The organism is Embleya sp. NPDC008237, from assembly GCF_042956465.1.
GTDB lineage: Bacteria > Actinomycetota > Actinomycetes > Streptomycetales > Streptomycetaceae > Embleya.
Genome location: NZ_JBIBGL010000015.1, coordinates 1 through 23,283 on the forward strand (window position 1 = coordinate 1; position 23,283 = coordinate 23,283).

The window sequence follows — 23,283 nt, forward strand, 5'->3', positions numbered from 1 at the left end:
ACCTCGTCGAAAGCCGCCCGGAAAACCGGAAACGCCCCACACAACTCCACACCCATCCCGACCCGCTGCGCACCCTGACCCGAGAACACGAACGCAACCGGCCCGTCCGAGGCGACACCCCGCACCACCCCCGCCCCGACACCACCCTCGGCGACCACCGACAACCCACCGGCCACATCACCCGCAACCACCACCGCACGATGCGCCAACACCGCACGCGAGTTCGCCAACGAGAAACCGACATCCAGCGGACGAGGCTCGGGCACCTCCCGCACGTGCGCCGCCAACCGCTGGGCCTGCGCACTCAACGCCGCCTCGCTCTTGGCCGACAAAAGCCAAGGCACCGGAACACCCTCCGGCCACTGCGGCTCCTCCTGCGCAACGGCGAGGGGCTCGCCCTCCTCCAGGATCACGTGCGCGTTGGTCCCACTCACGCCAAAGGAAGAAATGCCCGCCCGACGCGGATGCCCGTTCTCCGGCCAAGGCCGGGACTCGGTCAACAAGCGCACGTTCCCCTGCGCCCAATCGACATACGTCGACGGCTCGCTGACGTGCAGCGTCTGCGGCAGCACGCCATGCCGCATCGCCTCGACCATCTTGATGATGCCGCTGACCCCCGCGGCGGCCTGCGCGTGGCCGATGTTCGACTTGATCGACCCCAACCACAACGGCCGATCCTCCGGGCGATCCTGCCCATACGTCGCCAACAACGCCTGCGCCTCGATCGGATCACCGAGCGTGGTGCCCGTCCCGTGTCCCTCGACCGCGTCGACTTGCGCGGCCGGCACGCCGGCGTCGGCCAATGCCTGTCGGATCACGCGCTGTTGCGCGGGACCGTTGGGCACGGTCAGGCCGTTGGAGGCGCCGTCCTGGTTGATCGCGCTCCCCCGCACCACGGCCAGCACGGGATGTCCGTTGCGGCGGGCGTCGGAGAGTCGTTCGAGCAGCAGCATGCCCGCGCCCTCGGCCCAGCCCGTGCCGTCCGCGTCATCGGAGAACGCCTTGCACCGGCCGTCGGGCGCGAGTCCGCGCTGGCGGCTGAACGCGACGAACGGGGCCGGTGTCGCCATCACCATGACACCGCCGGCGAGGGCGAGCGTACATTCCTGTCGGCGCAGCGACTGGGCGGCCAGGTGCAGGGCGACCAGCGACGAGGAGCACGCCGTGTCCACCGTGAGCGTGGGGCCCTCCAGGCCGAGCGAGTACGCCACACGGCCGGAGATGACCGCGGGCGAGACGGCCGTGGACATGTACGCCTCGGCGGCTTCCGGGGCGCGCAACAGCAGGTCGCCGTAGTCCTGGATGCCGGAACCGGCGAACACCCCGACCGGCGTGCCGCGCATCGCGTGCGGGTCGATGCCGGCTCGCTCGAAGACCTCCCAGGACGTCTCCAGCACCAGGCGCTGCTGCGGGTCGGTCGCGACCGCTTCGCGCGGCGACATGTCGAAGAAGGCGGCGTCGAACTCCCCGGCGTCGTGCACGAATCCGCCTTCGCGGACATAGCTCGTGCCGGCCTGGTCGGGGTCGTCGTGGTGCAGGTCGCCGAGGGGCCAGCCGCGATCGGTGGGGAACGTGGTGATCGCGTCCCGGCCCTGTGAGACCAGGCGCCACAGGCCCTCGGGGTCGCGCACGCCGCCGGGAAAACGGCAGCTCATCCCGATGATCGCGATCGGTTCGTGCTCCTGGCCCTCCACCTCTTGGAGCCGCTGCCTGGTCTGTTGCAGGTCGGCGGTCACCCGCTTGAGGTACCGAAGCAGCTTGTCGTCGTTTCCCGTGCCGCTCTCGTTCGCCATCTCCGCCTCGTTCGCCATCCCAGCCTCACAACTGTCCGTGTGCGCGACCGGTCAGGCCGAGCCGAGTTCCTTGTCGATGAATGCGAAAACGTCTTCGGCGGAGGCGGTCTCCAATAGGTCCTCGGCGGCCGGCTCCGCCGATCCTCCGGAGCCCTCGGTCAACCTCGCCGCGAGCGCCCGCAGCCGAGCGGGGACGCGATGGCCGAGCAGCTCGGCGGGTGGCAGCAGCGTCAATGCGGCCTCGATCCGGTCGAGTTCGGCCGCGATGGACATCTCACCGGCGCCCGTCTGCCGGTGCGCTTCCGCCGCCAGGTGGTCGGCGAGTGCCGCCGGGCTCGCGTGGTCGAAGACCGCGGTGGCGGGCAGCCGCAGGCCGGTGGCACGGTTCAGCCGAGTCCGCAGTTCCACGGTGGCCACGGAGTCGAACCCGAGGTCCTGGAATGCGCGTTTGGCCGCCACCTCGTCCGCGGTGTCGTACCCGAGAACGGCGGCCACGTGCGTCCGGACCAAGTCGAGGAACGCACGGCCCTGTTGTCCGGAGGGCAGCGCGAGCAACTCGGCCAACGGCGCGGGTCCGGCCGCCGGTTCGGCACCGTCCTCGCCGTTCAGCGCCTGACGCACCTCGGGAATCGCGTCCAGGAGTGGGCGCGGCCGAGCGAGCGTGTACGTCGGCGCGAAGCGGGACCAATCGAATTCCGCGACGACCAGGTGACTTTCGTCCTGCTCGATCGCCTGGCTCAGCGCGCCGACGGCGAGCGCGGTGTCCATCGCGGGCGCGCCGATGCGACGCATGAACGCGCTGATCTCCGCGTCCACCATGCCGCTGTCCAGCGGCCCCCAGGCAATCGAGGTCGCGGTGAGTCCGCGGGCCCGGCGGCGCTGGGCGAGCGTGTCCAGGAAGGCGTTGGCGTTGCCGTAGGCGGCCTGCCCCGAGCTGCCCCAGACGGCGGCGCCCGAGGAGAACAGTACGAACGCGTCGAGCGGGTGGTCGGCGAGCAGTTCGTCCAGGAGCAGCGCGCCGCCGATCTTGGCGTGGCCGACCTCGGCGAACTCGGCGAGGGTGCTTCCCGCGAGGGGCGTGTCCCGCCCGGACGCGCCGGCGGCGTGTACGACGGCGGTCAGCGGCAGTTCGTCCGGTATGGAGTCCAGGAGCGCGCGCAGGGCCGCCCGGTCGGTGACGTCGCAGGCCGCGATCGACACCAGGGCGCCCAGGGCCACCAGTTCGGCCGCGAGCTCGGACATCCCGGGTGCCGCGGAGCCGCGCCGACTGGTCAGCACCAGGTGTTCGGCTCCGGCGCGGGCGAAGTGCCGGGCGACATGGGCGCCGACGCCGCCGGTTCCGCCGGTGATCAATACGGTGCCGCGCGGGCGGTAGGAGCGCCCGGCGGGCGCGCCGTTCAGCGGCGCCCGGATCAGCCGACGGACGTGCACGCCGTCGGCGCGGATCGCGATCCGGTCCTCGGCGGTGCCCGCGCACAGGACCCGGTACAGCGCGTCCACCGCGGTGTCGTCCACGTCGGCCGGTACGTCGACCATGCCGCCCCAGAAGCCAGGGTGGTCCAGGGCGAGTGCGGCGGCGGCACCCCACAGGGCGCCCTGGTACGAATCGGCGGGTTCGTCGAGGGGGGCGACCGCGACGGCGTTCGCGGTGACGCACCACAGGGGGACGGTCAGGCCCACGTCGGCGGCGGCCTGGACCAGGGCCACCGTGCCGGCGGTGCCTCGGGACAGCGTCGGGTGTTGCGGGTGTTCGCGTGAGTCGAGGGCGAGCAGCGACAGTACGCCGACGGTCGGTTCCTCACCGGCCCTGTCGAGCAGGCTCCGGGTGAGCTCGGCGCGGTCGGCGTCGTGGTCCGGGATCAGCACGACGCGGGCGCCCTGGCGGGCGAGTCCTTCGGTGATCGCGATGACCCGCTTGTCGTCGCCGTGGTCGGCGGGGACCACGAGCAGCCATCGGCCGGTCGGTGCGGGAACGTCGGGGGCGGTGATCGGAGTCCAGTGCAGGCGGTAGCGCCAGGTGTCCCGAAGCTCCAGGTCGCGGCTGCTGCGCCGCCAGGCGGACAGCGCGGGCAATACCCGATCCAAGGCCTCGGCGTCGACGTCCAGCCGCGCGGACAACTCGGCGGTGTCCCGCTGTTCGACGTCGTCCCAGAACCCCGCATCGCTCGGGCCGTTCGCATGCGGCCTGGTGGCCGTGGGCGTCGGCTCCCAGTAGTGCCGGCGGTGGAACGCGTAGGTGGGCAGGTCGACGACGCTCGGGCCGGATCCGCCGGCGAAGTACGCCGGCCAGTCCACCCGGGCTCCCCGCGCGTACGCCGTGCCGAGTGCGAGCACCATCTCGCGTGCCTCGCCGCGGCCCCGGCGCAGTGTGGCCGCGAACGCGACGTCGTCCGCGTCGGCTGCGCAGTCGGGGCCCATCGCGGTCAGCGCGGCGTCCGGTCCGAGTTCGAGGAACGTCGTGACGCCCTTGGCTCGGAGCGCACGGATCGCGTCGTGAAAGCGTACGGGTGCGGAAACGTGCCGCACCCAGTGGTCCGCGTCGAGCCGTTCGGCGAGCGCGCCGGTCACGGTGGACAGGATCGGGATCGACGGGGTCCCGTACTCGATGCTTTCGGCGATTTCCCGGAATCGGGCGAGCATCGGCTGCATCAGCGGCGAGTGGAACGCGTGCGACACCGTCAGCCGGTGGGTCTTGCGGCCCTGTGCGGCGAACCGGTCGGCGATCGACCGGACTTCGTCCTCGGCGCCGGAGACCACCACCGACTCGGGACCGTTGACGGCGGCGATCCCGGTCCGCTCGGTCAGCAGCGGGGTCACCTCATGCTCGCCGGCCCGCACGGCGATCATCGCCCCGCCGCCCGGCAGGGCGTACATGAGTCGACCGCGCGCGGCCACCAGTCGGGCCGCGTCGGCCAACGAGAGCACTCCCGTCACGTGTGCGGCGCTCAGCTCGCCGATCGAGTGGCCGGCCACGAATGCCGGGCGCACTCCCCACGATTCGAGGAGTCGGTACAGGGCCACCTCGATCGCGAACACCGCCCCCTGGGTGTACATCGTCAGGTCGAGGGCGGTCCCGGTCGTCCACATCACGTTGCGCAGCGGACGGTCGAGGTGTTGGTTGATCTCCGCGCACACGGCGTCCAGGGCTTCGCGGAACACCGGGAAGCTCTTGGCGAGTTCGCGGCCCATGCCGACGTGTTGGGCACCTTGGCCGGTGAACAGGAAGGCGACCGGGCCGTGCGGCCGGGCCGCGGCACGTACGGTCGCGGCCGTGGGCGTGTCCTGGATGAGCCCCGCCAACCCGCGGCGCAGGTCCTCGCGGGTCTCCCCGACGACCACCGCGCGGTGGTCGAGTGCCGCGCGCGTGGTGGCGAGCGAGAACGCCAGGTCGACCGGATTCACCTCGGGACGCGCGTCCAGGTGGGCGAGCAACCGGCCCGCCTGCTCGCGCAGCGCGGGTTCGGTCCGGGCGGACAGGGTCCACGGGACCGGCCGGCCGGCAACGGCCGGCTCGTCCGTCACCGGCGCCGGTTCGACGGCCGGCGCCTCCTCGATGATCACGTGCGCATTGGTGCCGCTGACACCGAAGGAGGACACGCCGGCCCGCCGCGGCCGGCCGTCGCTCGACCACGGCCGCGCCTCGGTGAGCAGGCTCACCCGGCCCACCGACCAGTCCACATGCGGCGTCGGCTCGTCGACGTGCAGCGTCTTGGGCAGCACGCGGTGCCGCATCGCCATCACCATCTTGGCGATCCCGCCGACGCCCGCGGCGGCCTGGGCGTGGCCGATGTTCGACTTCAGCGAACCCAGCCACAGCGGGCGGTCGGCGGGCCGATCCTGTCCGTAGGTCTCCAGGAGCGCCTGGGCCTCGATGGGGTCGCCCAGCCGGGTGCCGGTGCCGTGTGCCTCCACCACGTCCACGTCGGTGGCCGCCAAACCCGCGTTGGCCAGGGCCTGTTCGATCACCCGTCGCTGCGCGGGGCCGTTGGGTGCGGTGAGGCCGTTGGACGCGCCGTCCTGATTGACCGCCGTACCGCGGACCAGCGCCAGTACGGGATGCCCGTTGCGCCGGGCGTCCGAGAGGCGTTCCACCAGCAACCAGCCGACGCCCTCACCCCAGCCGGTGCCGTCGGCCGAGGCCGCGAACGCCTTGCACCGCCCGTCGGCGGACAGCCCGCGCTGGCCGCTGAAGCCGATGAAGGCGTCCGGGGTGGCCATCACGTTCACTCCGCCCGCCAGCGCGAGCGAGCACTCCCCCGCGCGCAGCGCGTGCACGGCCCAGTGCAGCGCCACGAGCGAGGACGAGCACGCGGTGTCGACGGTCACCGCGGGCCCCTCCAGACCGAGGCTGTAGGCCACTCGGCCGGAAGCCAGCGAACCCGTGCTCTGGTTCTCCGCGTAATCGTGGTAGACCATTCCGGCGAATACTCCGGTCCGACTTCCGCGCAGCGCGGTCGGGTCGATTCCGGCCCGTTCCAGGACCTCCCACGCGGTTTCCAGGACCAACCGCTGTTGCGGATCCATCTCCTTGGCCTCGCGTGGGCCGATCTTGAAGAATTCGGCGTCGAATTCGCCGGCCTCGTGCAGGAATCCGCCGTGTCGGGTATAGCTCTTTCCGGGTTTCCCCGGCTCCGGGTCATAGATTCCGGCGGTGTCCCAGCCGCGATTCTCCGGGAAGGCGGAGATCGCGTCCCGGCCGGTCGCCACGAGGTCCCACAGGTCTTCCGGGGAGGCGACCGATCCGGGAAAGCGGCAGCTGATGGCGACAATGGCGATCGGCTCTCTGGCCCGCGCTTCGATCTCGTGCAGTCGGCGCCGGGTCTCCTTCAATTCGACCGTGGCGCGCTTGAGGTAGTCGCGGAGCTTGTCGTCGTTCACCAACAACACCAACCCATCTCACCGCAGGACCTGACATCGTCTCGCCGGATATTCGCAATCAGCGCGCGCGGGCCGCGTCCATCAAAACGGCCACCGAGTCCACCGTCCGGGCCACGTTCTCCGCCGCGGTGAGCGCGCGCAGGTCCGCGGACAGCACCTCCGCGGAGATCGGGATGTCCACACCCTTGGCGTCGAGCGTGCGGATCAGTCGCACCAGGTCGAAGTCGCCCTCGCCGGGCATCAGGTTGTGGTGCAGGCAGTCGTCGAGCCGGGAGCCCTTGGGTTCGGCCGCGGCGTCGCGCAGTTCGAGGTTGAAAATGGACGTGGCCGGGAGGCGGTCGATCTGGGTGAAGGCGTCCGGGTCGCGGAAGAAGTGCCAGGCATCCACCACCAGGCCGCCGTTGGGCCGGTTCGCGGCAAGCAGCATGTCTACGGTGTCCGCGTAGTCGAACCCGGGATTGACCGACTGGGGTTCCATCGCCACCGAGATCCCGCGTGCCGCGGCCCGGTCGCAGACCCCGGCGAAACGCTCGACGAGCAGGTCGGGTCCGGGGAGTTCGGTGGGTGTCATGATGACCGTCTTGATCCGGGGGATGCCGAACAGGTCGCACAGGTCGTACATGTGCTCCTCGCGCTCGCGCGCCATCTTCTGGTAATCCCCGCCGAAGTGCCAGGCGAAGAGAATCTGCAGCTCGCCGATCGTCACCCCGTACTGATCGAGGATGCCGCGCAGGTCCTCCACCGAATTGCTCTCGAGCAGCTTGTCGAATTCGTCCGCGTCGAAACCGATGCCGAGGACGTCGTCCCGGGAGGCGGCGGAAACCCGCTCTTCGAACGAATAGCCCGGGGGCTCGTCATAGGATGCACCGAGCAGGTGAAGATATGGCAGGAACACACCCTGTCGGTCGAGCAGGCCCATCTCGCCACTCCATTCGTCGAAACGTGCGCGCAGTCTGCACCCCATTCAATCCGGGGCTGCGCGGGCAGCACCACACGGACCACCCCCTAAGCTCGACGGCAACCCCCTATATACGAACTCGTGGCCGTCGCTCAGGTCTCTTCGGCCGACCGAACGCGTAACATCTCGGCCGTGCACAGTGACCGCGCCCGAGAGTTGATCCTCGGCTGCGCGTGTGGTGCCGTCCCGAATCCTCCCCGCACTTTCGGCCCGAAAGGCTCAGAATGAGTACGCTCTCGTCTGACCGCGTTCGCGCGGCCCTCGATGCCCTCTATGCCGACGAGGAGGTGAAGGACGAACCGGTGGTCGCGGCCGTGATGGCCAAGAACCGCCCGCTCGGCTCCTTCAGCCATCAGGAACAGACCGAGATGCTCGCCGAGGCGTACATCTCGATCCCGCGCGAGGTCGGCGATCTCGTCTACCTGATGGCCCGCAGCCGCGGTGCCAAGCGGATCGTCGAGTTCGGCACCTCGTTCGGCATCTCCACGCTGTTCCTCGCGGCGGCCGCGCGGGACAACGGCGGCGAGGTCATCACCACCGAATGGCACGCCGGCAAGGCCGAGATCGCGTCGAAGAACATCGCCGACGCGGGCTTCGACGACATCGTCGACGTCCGGGTGGGCGACGCCCTGGAGACGCTCAAGGACCTGCCCGGCCCGATCGACATGGTCTTCCTGGACGGCTGGAAGGACATCTACCTTCCGGTGCTCAGGCTGATCGAGTCGTCGCTCGCCCCGAACGCCGTGGTGATCGCCGACGACATGGGCACCCTGCCCGAGCAGCCCTACTTCGATCACGTCCGCACCGGCGGCGGCTACCACTCGGTGCACGTGCCGATCGGTGACGGACTGGAGGTCTCCCTGCGGGTGGCCCCGTAGCGGCCTACCCGCCGCGACGCCGAACGTCGCGCCGGTCGACCTTTCGGTCGACCGGCGCGACGTCGGCGTTTTCCCGGGATCAGGCCGTGTCGGCGGCGTACACCCGGATGTCCATGGGCAGTTCCTCCCGCCGGCGAATGCCGAGCTTGCGATACACCCGGGTCAGATGCTGCTCGACCGTGCTGACGGTGACGTAGATCCGGCCCGCGATCTCCCGGTTCGAGTAGCCCGCCGCGGCCAGCACCGCCACCCGCCGCTCCGAGTCACTGAGCCGGGCGAACTGGTCGTCCCGGTCCGCCCGTTGCGCCTCGCCCGGCTCCGCAGCGGGGGCCTGGGCGGGCGCCGTCGCGGCCACCGGCTCCTCGCCGTGACAGATCTTGGCGATCCGCCGCGCCCGGCGCGCGGCGGTCCGGGCGTGCGTGTCGTTCCCCAACGCCTGGTAGGTCTCGCTCAGATCCGCCAGAACCCCGGCGCTCTCGTAGCGGTCGTTGCCGATCTGGAGCATCCCCAGCGCCTTCTCCAGGAGGGGCAGCCGAGCGTCGACCGGCATGGTCGCCGCCAGGCAACGCAGGGTCAGTCCGTACGCACGGGGCAACTCCGGCCCCAGCCCCGCCGCCTGCTCCTCGGCCAGGGCCGCCGCGCGATCGCGCCGGCCCAGGCGCAACCACCCGCGCGCGGCGCCCAGCCGCCACGGCACCAGCGCGGGGGTGTCGATGTTCCACAGGGCCATTCGCTCCCCGCACGCGGTGAAGTCGGCCAGTGCGGCATGCGGGCAATCCGCCGCCAAATGGTGTCTGCCACGCGCGTAGAGGTAGTGCAGACCCGAGCGGGTCTCGAACAGCGCGGGGTGGACGGGGCGGCCGAGGCACTCGGCGGCGGCAGCGTGGTTCCCGGTCGCGGTGTGCGCCTCGACCAGGGTGGCCAGCGCCAGGCCGACCTGGGCGTTCCACCCGTGGCCGGACATGAACGCGAGGAATTCCTCGGCCTGTTCGATGGCCGAGTCCAGTTGTCCCTTCCGCAGCGCGACGAGGGCCCCGAGACTGCCCAACCACGCGGCGCGTACCGGTTCGTCGCGCTCGCGCGCCTCGGCGACGAGTCGGTCGCACCACGCGGCGGCGGAGTCGATCAGGTCGGCGTAGACCAGCGCCAGGATCGCGTCGGAGACCGCCTCGAACGGCCCTTCGCCGCCTCGGCTTTCCTCCCGCAGGATCTGCTCGGCTTGGGCGACGACGTCCCGGTCGACCCGCTGCGCCAGCGCGGCGGTCAACGCTTCGGCGGCGCGCAGTTCGGCCGAGCGGGGCCCGTCGACGACCGCGGAATCGCCGCTCCGCGGTGCCGGTGCCGTGAGGCCCAGCGGGGACATGAGTCCCGGAGAGCCGGCCGCGACGCGCAACCTGGTCAGCTGCCACGCCTCGCCGAGTCGGTCGGCGTCGTGCTCGGCGGCCACGTGGCCGACGATCTCGACCGCGTCGGCGCTCCGCAGCGACCAGAGCAGGGCGTCGGCCACCCGCAGGGCCTCTTCCGGAGCCACCTTCCCGGCCAGAATCGGTCCCTTGAGCGCGAGGAATCGTGCGTCGGCCGCCGCAGGGTCGACGTAGCGCAGCAGCTCGGCGATCCGGATCTTGAGCGCGTAGCGGCGACTCGGGTCGGCGCAGCATTCGCCCGCGAACTGCAGGTACTCGACGGCAAGGGTGCTTCGCCGGTGCGCCGGCAGCTGCCGGGCCGCGTCCTGGAGCACGGACAGTGCCCACTCCTCGGGCAGCGGGCCGGCCGCCATCAGCAGGTTCGCCACTGTGTGCGACCGCGCGCCGGACTCGTACAGCAGTCGCGCGGCCCGGTGCCGCTGGGATACCGCTTCGTCAACGGGCAGTTCGTCCAGGATGGCCGACCGGATCTCCTCGTGCCGAAAGCGGGTGCCATGCAGCACCCCGGCCGCGTTCAGCTCGCGCACCAGGTGTCGCGACGTCTTCGGGTCGATCCGGCACAGCCGGCTCAGCAGGCCGATGTCGGTCGCCTCGCCCAGTACGGCGGCGCCTTGGACCACGCGGGTGGCCGGCAGGCCCATACGGTGTAAGCAGCCGGCGATCGCCTGCCGGAACCAGGGCCGCGCCGATCCTCCCGCGGCGGCGTCCGGGATCGGCTCGATCGACGCCCGGCGCCCACCGGCCGGCGCGTGCCGAATCGCCGCCTCGCGTGCCCCGCAGGCGGGTTCGCCTCGGGACGCCGGCACCGACTCGACGCCTTCGCGGGGCTGGGATTCGAGGCGGATACGCCGTACCCGCGGCCCGTCGATCAGCTCGCGCAGCATGGCGGATGCCGCCCGGCCCGGCCGCGGCTCCCCACCGAGCACGATCACCAGCGGCCGGCCGGGCACGGCCTCGGCCATGCGGGGCAGTTCACGCAGCGATTCGACATCGGCGAACTCCAGGTCGACGAGCGCGACGAGTACCGGAGCGCCCCCGGTCGCCTCGGCGTCCCCAGCGTTCCCGGTCGCCCTCAACGAGTGCCGCAGCCGCGCCGACATGGCGTAGGGCACATGCTGTTCACCCGGAGAGCCGGTGACGTCGAGCACCGTGGCCCCGGTCTGGGCGGCCCGCCGACCCAGCGCCCACAGCGCCGATTCCGTGGCCGGCGCCCGGGCCCCGTCGAGCACCGCCACCAGGTTCTCGCCTGCGGCGGCCTCTTCCAGAACGCCATCCAGTTGTCCGAATATGTCCTGGTATTCCATCAACAACGACATCAGCAAATCCCCCATGCGCCGAGTGTGTCTGACGTTGAAACCACGGCCGATCCCGCGCCCCTGGCGCCACCGCCGGGACGTGACGATCCGGACCACGCCGTCCGGCGCCGCCTCGTCCCCGAAACGCGTTCGACCGATCCCCGCGATTCGCCTCGTTCGATACCGGAGGGCAGTCGCCCGAAAACCTTAATGCGCACTAGTACGGGGTCGGGCGACCGACTGCTGTTTGACGCACCTCCGGTGAGTAACGAATCCCCCGACCGAGCCCGCAGCATCGGACGGGAACCGTATGCCCCGCATACAGTGCGAAGGTACTGGCGTTCCATAGGGTCTGCAAGCCCGTCACGCAGAGGCCGATGCGGAGCCCCTACATACTTACCGAGCCGGACTCCAACGCGTTAGTAGTGCAGGTCACCGAACGGCTTGCCGGTACACCCCCGGCAAGCATCGCGGTCCGTGTTTTGGCCAAGGCATTACCGAAGACTCTTGACCACTACGTGCACAGACATCTAGCGTGCCCGTGATACACAGTTGCGAATCCAAACAAGATCTGAACAAGAGATGGGGCGCCGGGCAATCCCACGGAACGGCCGTCATTAGCAACGACGGTCGCTCGTATGATGGCCGAATTGTAAACCTTTCGTGAACTCGCTGTTGTCGAACTCGGGGGAATGTCGACGGTGTTGTTGGTAGAGCGGAATCAGGAGAACAATCGGCTCGACGGACTACTGGCCGGTGACGACTCGGGGCGCTTTGTCGTCGCGGTCATCAGCGGATCCACCGGCATGGAGAAGACCGACCTCCTGCGGGCTTTCCGGAAACGGGCGGCGGCGGCCGGAGTCACCGTGCTCAGTGCCAGGAGCTCACCCGAGTGCCGCGATCGTCCCTATTCCACCGTGCGCGAGCTCCTGGATTCGGCCGTTCTCGGCGTGCTCACGGCAAGCTCGGCTCGCATTTCAGCGCCCCCCGATGCCGCCGATCCGGGGCCGGCACAGGCCGCCGGCGAGCTGATCCGGACGGTATCCGAACTGTCCGCGCACGGCCCTGTCCTGGTGGCCGTCGACGACATCGAATACGCCGATCCGTCGTCCCTGCGCTGCCTGCGCCACCTGGCCCAGCACCCGGCCGCAAATCCCGTCGCCGTCGTGCTGACCTGGGATCGCAAACTCGGCCGGCGCGCGCACCCGGCGCTCGAAGAGTTGCTCTATTGCCCGAGCGTACGGCACATCCGTATCGGTCCGCTTTCCTCGTATGGCGGCGCACCGGTGATTTCCGAATTAATTACCGGAACGCCCGATCACCAGCTCGCGCAAGTGCACCTCGAACCTTCCGTCGAAAATCCATCCACTCTCGGCGTGATACTCACCGGGATGGATACCGCCAATGGCGGGCCGGCGGAAACAAAGGGCGCGCCGAACTCTCCCGCCGAAAGCACCGAAACGATTTTCCGCGATGCGCTGGTGACCTGCCTGCATCGACTCGGCCCGATCGCGGTGACCATTGCCCGCGGCGTGGCACTACTCGACGAGTGCACCGATATCCACCTGCTGAGCCGATTCGGAAACGTCAGCACGATGACGGCCGGAAGCGCCCTGCGCAAACTCGCGGAGATCGGCTTCGTGCGCGATTTTCGATTCCGGCACGAGGCCGCCCGTTCGGCCGTGCTCGACGACATCCCACCACACGAGGCCGTACGCCTTCGGCATCGCGCGAGTCGCCTGCTGCGCGAGGAGGGGGCACCGGCGGAGGCCGTCGCGGCCCATCTGCTGGTCGCCGGCCCGCTGCGCCAGGACTGGGTGGTGCCCGTTCTTCTCGACGCGTCCCAGGCCGCCCTGCTCGCCGGTCGCACGTCGACGGCGATCCACTGCCTCGAACTCGCCGCCGAGTGCTGCACGGACGAGGCCCGGCGGTACGTGGTCGAGGTTCGGGCGGCCGGGCTGCAGTGGCTGCGCGAGCCGGCCGGGTCCCGGGATCGGTTCCTCGCGCTCGGCTCGCCGCCGCGCGAGGGCAAGCCGACGCTCGGACCGGCCATGTCGGTGGCCGAGGGCCTGCTGTGGCACCTGCGCTTCGACGAGGCGCTCGACCTCGTCGACCGCTTCGACACCCGGGATCGACTACCGGCCGCGCGGCCCACGGTCGGCTCCGCCGTGCCGCGCACCCGGCTGCTGGTGGCGTCCACGTATCCGGGCCTGGTGTCCAGGCTCCCCGGTCCGGCCGCCGCCGAGGCGCCGCAATCGGGCGCGGTCACGCCGGCCACCTCCGCACCCGGTCACCGCGCGGTGCACGCCCTGTCCGCCGTACTCACCGGCGGCGCCGACGAGCACACCATCGCCCAGGCCGAACAGGTGCTGCAGGACGGCGGTTTCGCGCACGGCTCCTACCGGGTGATCGCCCCCGCGCTGCTCTCCTTGGTCTACGCCGATCTGATCGACTCGGCCGCCGTCTGGTGCACGCGCTTCCTGACCGGGGCCGGCAGTCACGAGACTCCCGGCTGGCAGGGGGTGTTGGGCACCATCGGTGCCTTGGTCTCGTTCCGCGAGGGGCGCCTGGACATCGCCGTGGACAAGGCTCGAGCGGCGCTGGCGCACATCAAGGGCTCCACCTGGAACGAGAGTTCGGTGCTGGCGACGGCGACCCTCGCCGAGGCGTACACCGCGATCGGCAACCACGAGGCCGCCGCCCGGGAGTTCGCCCGCCCGGCGCCCGGGGACCTGTTCGAAACCCGCGCGGGGTTGCACTACCTGTACGCCCGCGGCAGGCACCGCCTGGCCACCGGCCGGGCCCGCGCGGCACTGGCCGACTTCACCGACTGCGGGGCCAGGATGACCCGTTGGGGCATCGACACGGCCACACTCGCGCCCTGGCGCGCCGGTGCGGTCGAGGCATCGCTGGCGCTGGGCGACGACGCGGGCGCGGCCCGCTGGGCCGAGCAGAAAGCTTCTCCCTCGGGGATCGCCCTGCCCCGGGCCCGGGGCATCGAGCTGCGCTCACTGGCGGCCACCCGCCCCGTCGGGGACCGACCCGGCCTGCTCGAAGAGGCGCTCCAACTGCTCCAGCACAGCGGTGACCGCTATCAGAGCGCACACGCGCTCGCCGACCTGGGCGAGGCGTACCAGGTGTTGGGCGACCGGGCCAAGGCCCGTACCGCGGCCCGCCGGGCCCGCCGGATCGCGGAGAGCTGCCACGCCGAACTCCTGTGCCGCAGGCTCGTGTCCACGCATCCGTCGACTGCGAAGCCGAACGACGCCCAGGGCCCCCCGACCGAGGGGGACCGGTTCGCGATCCTGAGTGACTCCGAGCGTCGGGTGGCGATCCTGGCCGCGCAGGGCTATGCCAACCGGGAGATCTCCGACCGCCTGCACGTCACGATCAGCACCGTCGAGCAGCACCTGACCCGGGTCTACCGGAAGATGAGCATCCGCAACCGCGAGGAACTTCCCACCGAGTTTCGGATCGGCGCGAGCACCGACGGCTGACCGCCACGGGCCGGGCCGGGCGATCGGGTTCCGAACCCGATCGCCCGCTTCCGCGCTCCCGCTCACCCGTCGTAGCTGACCAGTCCGGCGGCCCGGATCTCGCTCAACCACCCGTCGAGTTCGAAGCGGACCCAGACCGGCTCGGTGCCCCACAGTTCGGCGAGCATGGCCACCGCGAGATCGGGTCGCCCCTGGTGCCGCTGGAGCGCGATCCACATGGCCACCGCCGGCGGCGCGTAGCGGTAGGACTCGTCGGCCCAGGCGGAGTAGAGCTCGAGGCGTCCGTCGGCGGTGACGGTGACCGTCGTGTCGCGCGCGGGTCGAACGACCGTCCGCCGCTCCCGGTGTGGGTTCGGGTCCGGGTCCTCGGCGCTCACCGTCATGTCGACTCCTCAGTCTCTGCGTCGAGGCACCGAAGGCGTGACGCGTGAGTACGGCATCACCTCGACGAGCAACTTATAGCGGATCGCCGAGCCGGTGAGGAGGGAAAGAAGAAGCCGGAGCCTCCGCGGACGGGGGTCGGCGGAGGCTCCGGTCGCACCGCGCGACCGTGACGGGGGGCACGTGGCGGTGCGGTTTGGTGGGCTCCCCTCAGACTGCCGCCTCGGCGAGGGCCCTGGCTCCGATGGCGAGGTTGGTGGTCAGTCCCGGGCCGAGCGCCTCGCCGAGCGCCTCGTTGCCCGGTCCCGCCAGCTCCAGCCGGTGGGTGATCTGCGCGCCGCCCGAAGTCCGCGGCGCGACCCGGCAGATGGTCCGCAGGAGCACGTTCTCGTCGACCTGCGTCTCCATCGTGAAGCTGTGCTGCGTGGTGACCGCGGAGAGCCGGAACGGCACCGGACCGTACGCCTCGCTGGTGATGGTGCCCTCGCTGCCGGCGGCGAACGGGCCGTGTAGTTCGACCAGCTTGATGCCCGGGTTCCAGATGGGCCACGTGGTCAGGTCCACGTAGTGTGCCCAGACCACCTCGGGAGCGGCGTCGGTGTCGATGCTGTATTCATGATTCCACATGTGCATTGCACCCCTTTTATTTCGTCACGACTTCTTCACGAACATCGCACGGCCCTGATTCGCCGACGCGGGATTTTCCCTCGGTCAATCGACTCGGACCGGCTCCGGAGAAACGTGCGACGCTTCCGGTCGGGCCAATTCCGCGGGAACGCTGTGGGAGAGATGCGGCAGCCAGCGCAGGAACCACGGCATGTACCAGTTCTTCTCGCCGAGCAGCATCATCATCGAGGGCAGCAGGATCATCCGGACGATCGTGGCGTCCAGCAGCACCGCGACCGCGAGGCCCACGCCCATCTGTTTCATGTCCTGCATGGACAAGGTGGCGAAGACCGCGAACAGCGCCGCCATGATCGTGGCCGCCCCCGTGATCGCGCCCGCCGTGGCCCGAATGCCCTGGCGGATCGCCTCCTTCGTGGACGCTCCCTGATCGTGTGCCTCACGGATTCGAGACACCACGAACACGTGGTAGTCCATCGAGAGCCCGAACAGGACCACGAGCACGAACAGCGGCATCCACGCCTCGATTGCCCCGGCCGGCTCCGTATGCAGCCGCTCCGCCTGCCAACCGTCCTGGAAGACCCGGGTCATCGCCCCGTATGCGGCGAGCACCGACAGGATGTTGAGGCAGATGGAGAGCAGCGCGATCGGCAGCGAGCGGAAGCAGATCAGCATGATCAGGAAGGTGACGGCCACGATGAAGCCGAAGACCGGCAGGATTCCGCTCTTCAGCTTGGCGGTGAAGTCCACGGACGACGCCAGGTCGCCGGTGACGTAGACCTTGGTCGTGACCGGGGTCAGGGTCTGCGGGATGAGCTCGTCCCGCAAGTGCTCCAGCGCCTTCTTCGAGCGGGCGTCGGATCCGTTGCCCGCGAGCGGCACCTGGATTTTGGCGACGTTCGCCTGCGGGAAGACCTGCGTCTCCACGGCCTTGCCGAAGTCGGGACTGGCCTTCGCCTTCGCCTCGAAGTCGGCCAGCGCGGCCCGGGTGGGGCCCGACCCGATGTCGGCCGCCTCGACCACCACCGTTGCCGGGGCCGGGCCGCCGGGGAAGGTCGCGGTGATCTGCTCGTAGTCCAGGCGCAACGGGGCGTCCGCGGGCATCTGCTTCTGCAGGCCCAGTTGTTCGGTCTTCATGTCCCGGGCCGGCGAGGCCAGCACCACCATCGCGGCGATCCCGAGCACCGCGAACAGCGCGGGCGCGGCCAGCACGGGCTTCAGCAGTGCCCCGGAGAGGCCGCCACTGGCCCGTGGCCGGCCCTTGCGCCCGCCGAGGAAGGGCACCTTCCCCTTGTTGACCCGATCGCCCAGCCAGGACATCAGCGCGGGCAGGATGGTCACCGAGCCGAGCATCGCGATGAAGACCACCAGGATCGTGGCCGCCGCGAAGCCCTTGAAGATGAGCAGCCCGGACAGGAACATGCCGGCCATGGCGACCATCACGGTCACCCCGGAGATCAGCACCGCCCGGCCCGACGTCGCCGCGGCGATCCGCAGCGCGGTCTCCGCGTCCCGACCGGCGGCCCGCTCGTCGCGCTCGCGGCGCAGGTAGAACAGGCAGTAGTCGATGCCCACCGCCAGACCCATCAGCAGCATCACCGAGCTGGTGGTCTGGAACATGTGCATCTTGTAACTGAGCAGCGCCAACAGGCCGTTGGCCGCGATGAACGCGGTCATCGCCAGTGCGACCGGCAGCAGCGCGGCCACCAGCGCGCCGAAGGCGACCAGGAGGATGCCCAGGGCCAGCGGCACCGCTGTCCACTCGGCCCGTTCGAAGTCCTCGGAGAGCATGTCGTTGAGCCACTTGTTGGCGCTCGCGTCGCCGAACTGGTGGATCTTGACGTCGCCGTGGGCCTTCTTGACCTCCCCGACCGCGGCCAGCACCGGCTTCATCCGGCTGTCGGCAGTGTCCTTCTCGCCCTTGATCTCGAACGTGATCAGCGCGGACTTGGCGTTCTCCGCCGGCAGCGGCGCCTTGAGCTGCTGAACGACGTCGATGCCCTCGAGCCGGCCGGTCAGGTCCGCGGCCGCCTTCTTCCACTCGCCCGCGTCCCGACCGGTCACCATCACCAACTCGACGGCCGGTTCCTCGATCTTGTGGTCCTCGAGGATCTGTCGGGCCCGGGCCGAGTCGCCCGCGTCCAACTCGGCAACGGTCGCCTCCTGGAGACCGGCGTTGCCACCCACCGCCGCGCTGACCACCACGAACAGTAGCCAGCCGAAGATCGCCGTCTTGCGGTGGCGGGTGCTCCACCCGCCGAGTCTTGCCGCGATGCCACGCCCGGGTCGGCGGGTCACGGCTGTTCACCGCAGCACGCCGCCGCGCCGATCGGGGTGGCTCGTAAGAGCGTGGGCATCTGGGTTCTCCGCTTCGAATCACTGGAACTGTATATGCCGTAGATGCTTGAGTTTATGTTATACGCAGATAGAGTTCGGGTTGTCAACGAGTAACCGAGGTGGGCCACTTGGAGCGGCGAAAAGCCCCTACCGCCGGGGCGCGTACAACGTAATCGCGTCATTCCCGGGCGGCGATTCGACGGACCGCACGGTCCACCGGGTGGACGTATTGAAACGCTGCGGCGCGGGTGGCCGGGGGGAGATGGCGGACGGCGCCGGTCGGTGCACCCGCACCGTCGGCCGCACGAGCACCGAACCTCCGCACTAGTGCACTGATTCGACGAGCCCGTCACAGACGAACGGAGAGGCGAACGTGACCAGCACCGAAACGCAGCCGGAGGCCCGTCCCGAGACCCGGTCGGGGCCCGACACCCGGCCCGATCCGCCGTCGGTGCGGATCATCGCCGAGATCCGCCGGCGGATCGCCACCGGCGAACTGCGTCCGGGCGACCGGGTGCCCTCGACCCGCTCGATCACCCGCGAGTGGGGCGTGGCGATGGCGACCGCCACCAAGGTCTTGTCGACGCTGGGCCGGGAGGGGCTGGTGCAGGTGGTGCCGGGGGTGGCCACGGTGGTCGCCGCACCCGCCTCCCGGCGCTCCGCCGGCGCGTCGCGCCCGGCACCCGGACGCGGCACCCCGACCGCGCGCACGGACACCCGCGACCCCGAGCACTTCCTCACCCGCGAGCGGATCGTCCGCACCGCCATCGCGGTGGCCGACGACGAGGGCATGGCGGCGCTGTCCATGCGCCGAATAGCGGCCGAACTCGGCGTCTCCGCAATGTCGTTGTACCGATACGTGCCGGGCAAGGACGAACTCGTCGCGCTGATGGCCGACACGGTCTTCGGCGACCTGGAACCCTCCCGGGCCGACATCACCGGCTGGCGGGCCCGGATGGAGACGACGTGCCGGGTGCAGTGGGACCTCTACCGCAGTCACCGGTGGCTGGCCCAGGCCGTGTCGCTGACCCGACCGCGTCCGATGCCCAAGGCGATGGCGCAAATCGAGTGGATGATGGCCGAGGTCGAGGGCTTGGACCAAGACGAGATGCTCTACATCGCGCTCACCGTGATCGGCTTCACCCGGGGCGCCGGCACCGACATCGACTCGGAGGTCGAGGCCGAACGTTCGACCGGACTCAACAACACGGACTGGTTACGTTCCCAGGCGCCCGCGCTCCACCACGTCCTCCAGTCGGGCGCCTTCCCGATGTACTCCGGAGTCGCGGCCCGCAACTCCGTGTTCGACCTGGACACGCTGTTCGACTTCGGCCTGAATCGGCTCCTGGACGGCATCGGCGCGTTCATCCGGGAACGCACCGGCCGCCGCGTGCCCTGACCGCGCGGCACGGGCGCGCCGTGGGGTCCGCCCGCCCTCCGAGGGAGCGGGAGACCACACGACGCGCCCGGTGCTCAGCGGCTGTCGCGCTGATCCAGTCCGGACCCGGGCGGTATCTCCGGCGCGTCCAGCAGCGAGGACTCGACGCCGCCGACGCCCCAGCCGTACGCCAACTTGTGTACTTCGAGGACGAAGAAGGAGTCGGTGGAGAGCACGCCGTCGATCAGCAGCAGCCGGCGATTGAGCAGGTCGGTGAAGTGGTCGGTGTCGCGACAGATCACCTCGACCATCACGTCGTACTGCCCGGCGACCATCACCACGTAGGAGGTCTCCGGCAGTTCACGCAGTTCGCGGCACACCTCCCGGGCGGTACCGGGCCGGACCCGCATGCCGATCATCGCGAGCCGATCGAAGCCGATCGTCAGCGGGTTGGCGATGCCGACGATCTGGAGCGTGCCGCTCTCCTCCAGGCGCTGCACCCGGTAGCGCACCGAGGACGCCGGGATGCCCAGGTCCTCGGCGATCTGCTTGTACGCACGGCGGCCGTCGGCCTGGAGGATGGCGATGATGCGCCGGTCGATGTCGTCCAGCGGGCCTGCGGGGTTCATACGGCTGCTCCGGGTCTGCTGCGGCGCCGAGTTCGGCACGTCCTCTCGATCTTCGGCAGCCATCCTGCCCTGTTCGGCCGACTCCCCCGCCACGCCCGGCCCGCCGGCCCCGCTCGCGTCGCTCACGAGTCGAAGCCCAGCCCGAGCCGGTCGAGGGTACGCAGCCACATGTTGCGGCCGCCGTGCGCGTCCTCGCGGGCCATCGACCAGCGGGTGGCCTGGATGCCGATCCAGCGGGCGGGCTCGGGCGGGAACGGGATGGGCTTGCGCCTGATCATCTCGAGTTCCGTACGCTCGGACCGGGTGCCCGCGAGCAGGTCGAGCACGACCTCCGCGCCGAACCGGGTGGCGCCCACGCCCAGTCCGGTGAAACCGAGGGCGTAGCCGACCCGGCCGGCCGCGGCCGTGCCGGCGAACATGCAGAACCGGGTGGTCGAGTCGATCACGCCGCCCCACGCGTGCGAGAAGGCGACGTCGGCCAGCGGCGGGAAGGTCGCGGCGAACTGCTCGGCGAGCACGTCGAACGTCTGCGGGCGCTGGGTCAGCGCCTCGTCCACCTTGCTGCCGAAGTGGTAGATGGCGTCGTAGCCGCCCCACAGGATGCGGTTGTCCTCGGTCTTGCGCACGTAGTGGAACTGGTTGCCCGCGTCGGTGACGCCGTGCGCACCGGTCCAGCCGATCGCGGCGAGCTGATCGTCCGTCAGCGGCTCGGTGGTGAGCGCGTAGTCGTAGACCGGCACCATGCTCAGGCCGAGCCGGCGCAGGAGCGGCGGGAAGATGTTGGTGGCCAGGGCGACCCGACGCGCGCCGACGATCCCGTAGGCCGTGGTGAGCCGGATCAGGTCGGTGGGCTTGGTGTCGATCGCGGTGACCTCGGTGCGCTCCACGATCCGCACGCCCGCGTCCAGGCAGGCCCGACGCAGCCCCCACACCAGGCGGGCGGGGTCCAGGAGCGCATAGTCGGGCTGCCACACGCCGGCCGACCACAGCGGCGAGTCGACGTACGCCCGCAGTGCGTCGTGTTCGAGGTATTCGGCCTTCTCGCCATGGCGGTTGGCCACCGGTACCGACGCACGCAGCGCCTCGGCCTGCCATGGGGTGGCGGCCACCGCGACCTTGCCGGTGCGGGCGAAGCCGCAGTCGATGCCGTGCGTGTCCAGGTCGCGTTCGAACGCGTCCAGGTTCTGCGTACCCAGGCGTTGCAGGGTGTCGATCTCGTCCGGCCAGCGCTGGAGGCCGTTGGCCAGGCCGTGGGTGAGGCTGGGCGAGCAGAAACCGCCGTTGCGCCCGCTGGCGGCGTGGCCGCAGGTGCCCTGTTCGAGCACGAGTACGTCGCGGTCGGGATCGCGTTGCTTGGCGATCAGCGCGGTCCACAGGCCGGTGTATCCGCCGCCGACCACGGCCAGGTCGGTCCGGGTGTCCCCGACCTGACGGGGCAGCGGCTCCGGGCACTCGGGCCGGTCCAGCCAGAACGGTTCCTGGGCGGTGCGGCGCAAGGCGGTGCGGTGGCTGGGGGTCATGCGGTTTCCCTTGCGGGTTGTGGCCGATGTACGTGCTCTTGCTTGGCCTGATGCGTCGGCCGGGCTACTCGGCCTCGAATGCCGGCCGGGCTGATCCGGCCGGCGCTCGAGGTCGAACAGCCCGGCCCGGCAATCGAGAACCTCAGAGGTTGATGACGCCCGTGCGCAGGTCGGACATGTCCAGCAGGGTGTGCTTGCCGCCGATCCGGCCCCAGCCCGTGCCCCGGTTGCCGGCTCCGCCGAACGGCATGTTCACGTCCCAGAAGCATGTGCTGTCGTTGACCACGACCTGGCCGACGGCCATCTCCTCGACGAAGCGGTAGGCCGCGCGCATGCTGCTCGTGAACACCGCACCCTGGAGGCCGAGCTTGTCGTCGTTGGCCAGCCGCAGTGCGTCGTCCTCGTCGGCGGCGGTGATGATCGGCACGACCGGGCCGAACGACTCCTCGCGCGAGAGCAGGCTGTCCACCGGGACCTGGTCCACGACGGTGAACTCGTAGTAGAGGTCGGTCGGCATGCCCTCGCGGCGCTTGCCGCCGAGCAGCACCTTGGCGCCGCGCTCGTGCGCGTCGGCGATGTGCCGGTCCATCTTGGCGGCGACGCCCTCGTTGTTGAGCGAGCCCAGGTTGGTCGCGGCGTCGAACGGGTCGCCGAGCACCACGTCCTCGGCGGCGCGCAGTACGGCGGCCACGAACGCGTCGTGCACCTCGTCCACCACGATCACCCGCTCGGTGGCGCAGCAGACCTGGCCCGCGCACAGGTACGCGCCGTACACCGCGGCCTTGGCGGCGGCGTCCAGGTCGGCGTCCTCGAGCACGACCAGCGGGCCGTTGCCGGAGCACTCCATGATCGAGCGCTTGAGGCCGGCGGTGGCCTGGATCTTGGCGCCGGTGGCGGAGGAGCCGATGAAGCCGATCGCGTCGATGCCGTCGTGGCGCACGAGCGCGTCGCCGGTGGCGCCCTCGCCGGGGAGGATGTTGATCAGGCCCTCGGGGACGCCGGCGGCGACGAACGCCTCCATCGCCTTGAGCACGGTCAGCGGCGTGTTGGCCGGCGGCTTGACCACGTGCGCGTTGCCGGTGGCCAGGCCCGGGGCGACGAACTCGGCGAGCATGAGCAGCGGGAAGTTCCAGGGGGTGATGATGCCCCAGGTGCCGACCGGCGCGTAGAAGGTCCACATACGCTTGGTGCCGTCGGTGGAGGGCATCGTCTCGCCGTGCAGCCGGACGGCGTCCTCGGCGTGCAGGTGGAAGAGCTGCGCGGCCTCCTCGATGTCGGCGACCGACTCGGCGAGGGGCTTGCCCTGCTCCAGGGTCTGGAGACGGGCCAGCTCGTCGACGCGCTTGGTGATCTCGTCGCCGATGCGGTGACACAGCTCGGCGCGCTGCCAGACGTTGACCCTGGCCCACGCGCGCTGCGCGGTGTTGGCGGCGGCGACGGCCTTGTCCAGGTCGGCGGCGGTGGGGACCGGGATGGTGGCGACGTACTCGCCGGTGACCGGGCTGATCACGTCGTAGCCCTCGGCGCCGGAGCCGTCGACGTAGGCGCCGTTGATGAAGAACTGGTGGCGGGCGGAGCCGTTGCTGCTCATGCGGGGGGTTCCCTCTCTGTCCTCGGACGGCGTGTGCTCAGACTTCATCAGCAACTTTGACCTGTCAATAGGTCTCAATGAGCAACTTCCACAGGTCTCA

General features: G+C 70.4%; 13 protein-coding genes. 3 read left to right on the top strand and 10 right to left on the bottom strand.

Annotated elements, in window-relative coordinates:
• The 3 genes from ACFZBU_RS33205 to ACFZBU_RS33215 all read right to left on the bottom strand — a co-directional run.
• A partial coding sequence (locus ACFZBU_RS33205; RefSeq protein WP_391587416.1) for a type I polyketide synthase occupies positions 1–1,793 on the bottom strand: 1,793 nt, incomplete at its 3' end.
• 51 nt (positions 1,794–1,844) lie between these two features.
• Positions 1,845–6,680 (bottom strand): type I polyketide synthase, encoded by a 4,836-nt coding sequence (locus ACFZBU_RS33210; protein WP_391587417.1) that lies wholly within the window; start codon positions 6,678–6,680, stop codon positions 1,845–1,847.
• 49 nt (positions 6,681–6,729) lie between these two features.
• A complete protein-coding gene (locus ACFZBU_RS33215) occupies positions 6,730–7,590 on the bottom strand; it encodes a sugar phosphate isomerase/epimerase family protein (RefSeq protein ID WP_391587418.1) in 861 nt (286 codons plus the stop codon).
• A 263-nt stretch (positions 7,591–7,853) separates the two neighbouring features.
• On the opposite strand from ACFZBU_RS33215, the gene ACFZBU_RS33220 reads away from it, so the two are divergent.
• Positions 7,854–8,507 carry an O-methyltransferase gene (locus ACFZBU_RS33220; protein ID WP_391587419.1) on the top strand — a complete coding sequence of 218 codons (654 nt, stop codon included), beginning with the start codon at positions 7,854–7,856 and terminating at the stop codon, positions 8,505–8,507.
• Between the two features lie 79 nt (positions 8,508–8,586).
• On the opposite strand, the gene ACFZBU_RS33225 is transcribed toward ACFZBU_RS33220, so the two are convergent.
• Positions 8,587–11,262 carry a LuxR C-terminal-related transcriptional regulator gene (locus ACFZBU_RS33225; RefSeq protein ID WP_391587420.1) on the bottom strand — a complete coding sequence of 892 codons (2,676 nt, stop codon included), beginning with the start codon at positions 11,260–11,262 and terminating at the stop codon, positions 8,587–8,589.
• Between the two features lie 665 nt (positions 11,263–11,927).
• On the opposite strand from ACFZBU_RS33225, the gene ACFZBU_RS33230 reads away from it, so the two are divergent.
• Positions 11,928–14,723 (top strand): AAA family ATPase, encoded by a 2,796-nt coding sequence (locus ACFZBU_RS33230; RefSeq protein ID WP_391587421.1) that lies wholly within the window; start codon positions 11,928–11,930, stop codon positions 14,721–14,723.
• Between the two features lie 62 nt (positions 14,724–14,785).
• Here ACFZBU_RS33230 and ACFZBU_RS33235 read toward each other — a convergent pair whose 3' ends face one another.
• From ACFZBU_RS33235 to ACFZBU_RS33245, 3 genes are all read right to left on the bottom strand, one after another.
• The gene (locus ACFZBU_RS33235) at positions 14,786–15,106 is read right to left on the bottom strand and encodes a PqqD family protein (protein ID WP_391587422.1); all 321 of its coding nucleotides are present in this window, start codon (positions 15,104–15,106) and stop codon (positions 14,786–14,788) included.
• A gap of 208 nt (positions 15,107–15,314) precedes the next feature.
• Positions 15,315–15,731 carry an SRPBCC family protein gene (locus tag ACFZBU_RS33240; RefSeq protein WP_391587423.1) on the bottom strand — a complete coding sequence of 139 codons (417 nt, stop codon included), beginning with the start codon at positions 15,729–15,731 and terminating at the stop codon, positions 15,315–15,317.
• Positions 15,732–15,815: 84 nt separating this feature from the next.
• Positions 15,816–18,026: an MMPL family transporter gene (locus tag ACFZBU_RS33245; protein WP_391587424.1), complete on the bottom strand. Its 2,211-nt coding sequence runs from the start codon at positions 18,024–18,026 to the stop codon at positions 15,816–15,818.
• Between the two features lie 412 nt (positions 18,027–18,438).
• On the opposite strand from ACFZBU_RS33245, the gene ACFZBU_RS33250 reads away from it, so the two are divergent.
• Complete coding sequence (locus ACFZBU_RS33250; RefSeq protein WP_391587425.1) at positions 18,439–19,464, top strand: GntR family transcriptional regulator; 1,026 nt, start codon at positions 18,439–18,441, stop codon at positions 19,462–19,464.
• Positions 19,465–19,538: 74 nt separating this feature from the next.
• On the opposite strand, the gene ACFZBU_RS33255 is transcribed toward ACFZBU_RS33250, so the two are convergent.
• The 3 genes from ACFZBU_RS33255 to ACFZBU_RS33265 all read right to left on the bottom strand — a co-directional run bounded on the left by ACFZBU_RS33255 (position 19,539) and on the right by ACFZBU_RS33265 (position 23,183).
• Positions 19,539–20,072: an Lrp/AsnC family transcriptional regulator gene (locus ACFZBU_RS33255; protein ID WP_391587426.1), complete on the bottom strand. Its 534-nt coding sequence runs from the start codon at positions 20,070–20,072 to the stop codon at positions 19,539–19,541.
• Between the two features lie 122 nt (positions 20,073–20,194).
• On the bottom strand, positions 20,195–21,592 hold the full coding sequence (locus tag ACFZBU_RS33260) for an NAD(P)/FAD-dependent oxidoreductase (RefSeq protein WP_391587427.1): 1,398 nt from the start codon (positions 21,590–21,592) through the stop codon (positions 20,195–20,197).
• A gap of 142 nt (positions 21,593–21,734) precedes the next feature.
• Positions 21,735–23,183: an aldehyde dehydrogenase family protein gene (locus ACFZBU_RS33265; RefSeq protein WP_391587428.1), complete on the bottom strand. Its 1,449-nt coding sequence runs from the start codon at positions 23,181–23,183 to the stop codon at positions 21,735–21,737.
• Positions 23,184–23,283: the final 100 nt, after the last annotated feature.

What these genes read in the sequence shown, in the direction of transcription:
- ACFZBU_RS33215 (WP_391587418.1), bottom strand. Translation starts at nt 7,590, where the DNA reads ATGGGCCTGCTCGACCGACAGGGTGTGTTCCTGCCATATCTTCACCTG.
- ACFZBU_RS33240 (WP_391587423.1), bottom strand. Translation starts at nt 15,731, where the DNA reads ATGTGGAATCATGAATACAGCATCGACACCGACGCCGCTCCCGAGGTG.
- ACFZBU_RS33265 (WP_391587428.1), bottom strand. Translation starts at nt 23,183, where the DNA reads ATGAGCAGCAACGGCTCCGCCCGCCACCAGTTCTTCATCAACGGCGCC.
- ACFZBU_RS33225 (WP_391587420.1), bottom strand. Translation starts at nt 11,262, where the DNA reads ATGGGGGATTTGCTGATGTCGTTGTTGATGGAATACCAGGACATATTC.
- ACFZBU_RS33255 (WP_391587426.1), bottom strand. Translation starts at nt 20,072, where the DNA reads ATGAACCCCGCAGGCCCGCTGGACGACATCGACCGGCGCATCATCGCC.
- ACFZBU_RS33260 (WP_391587427.1), bottom strand. Translation starts at nt 21,592, where the DNA reads ATGACCCCCAGCCACCGCACCGCCTTGCGCCGCACCGCCCAGGAACCG.
- ACFZBU_RS33220 (WP_391587419.1), top strand. Translation starts at nt 7,854, where the DNA reads ATGAGTACGCTCTCGTCTGACCGCGTTCGCGCGGCCCTCGATGCCCTC.
- ACFZBU_RS33235 (WP_391587422.1), bottom strand. Translation starts at nt 15,106, where the DNA reads ATGACGGTGAGCGCCGAGGACCCGGACCCGAACCCACACCGGGAGCGG.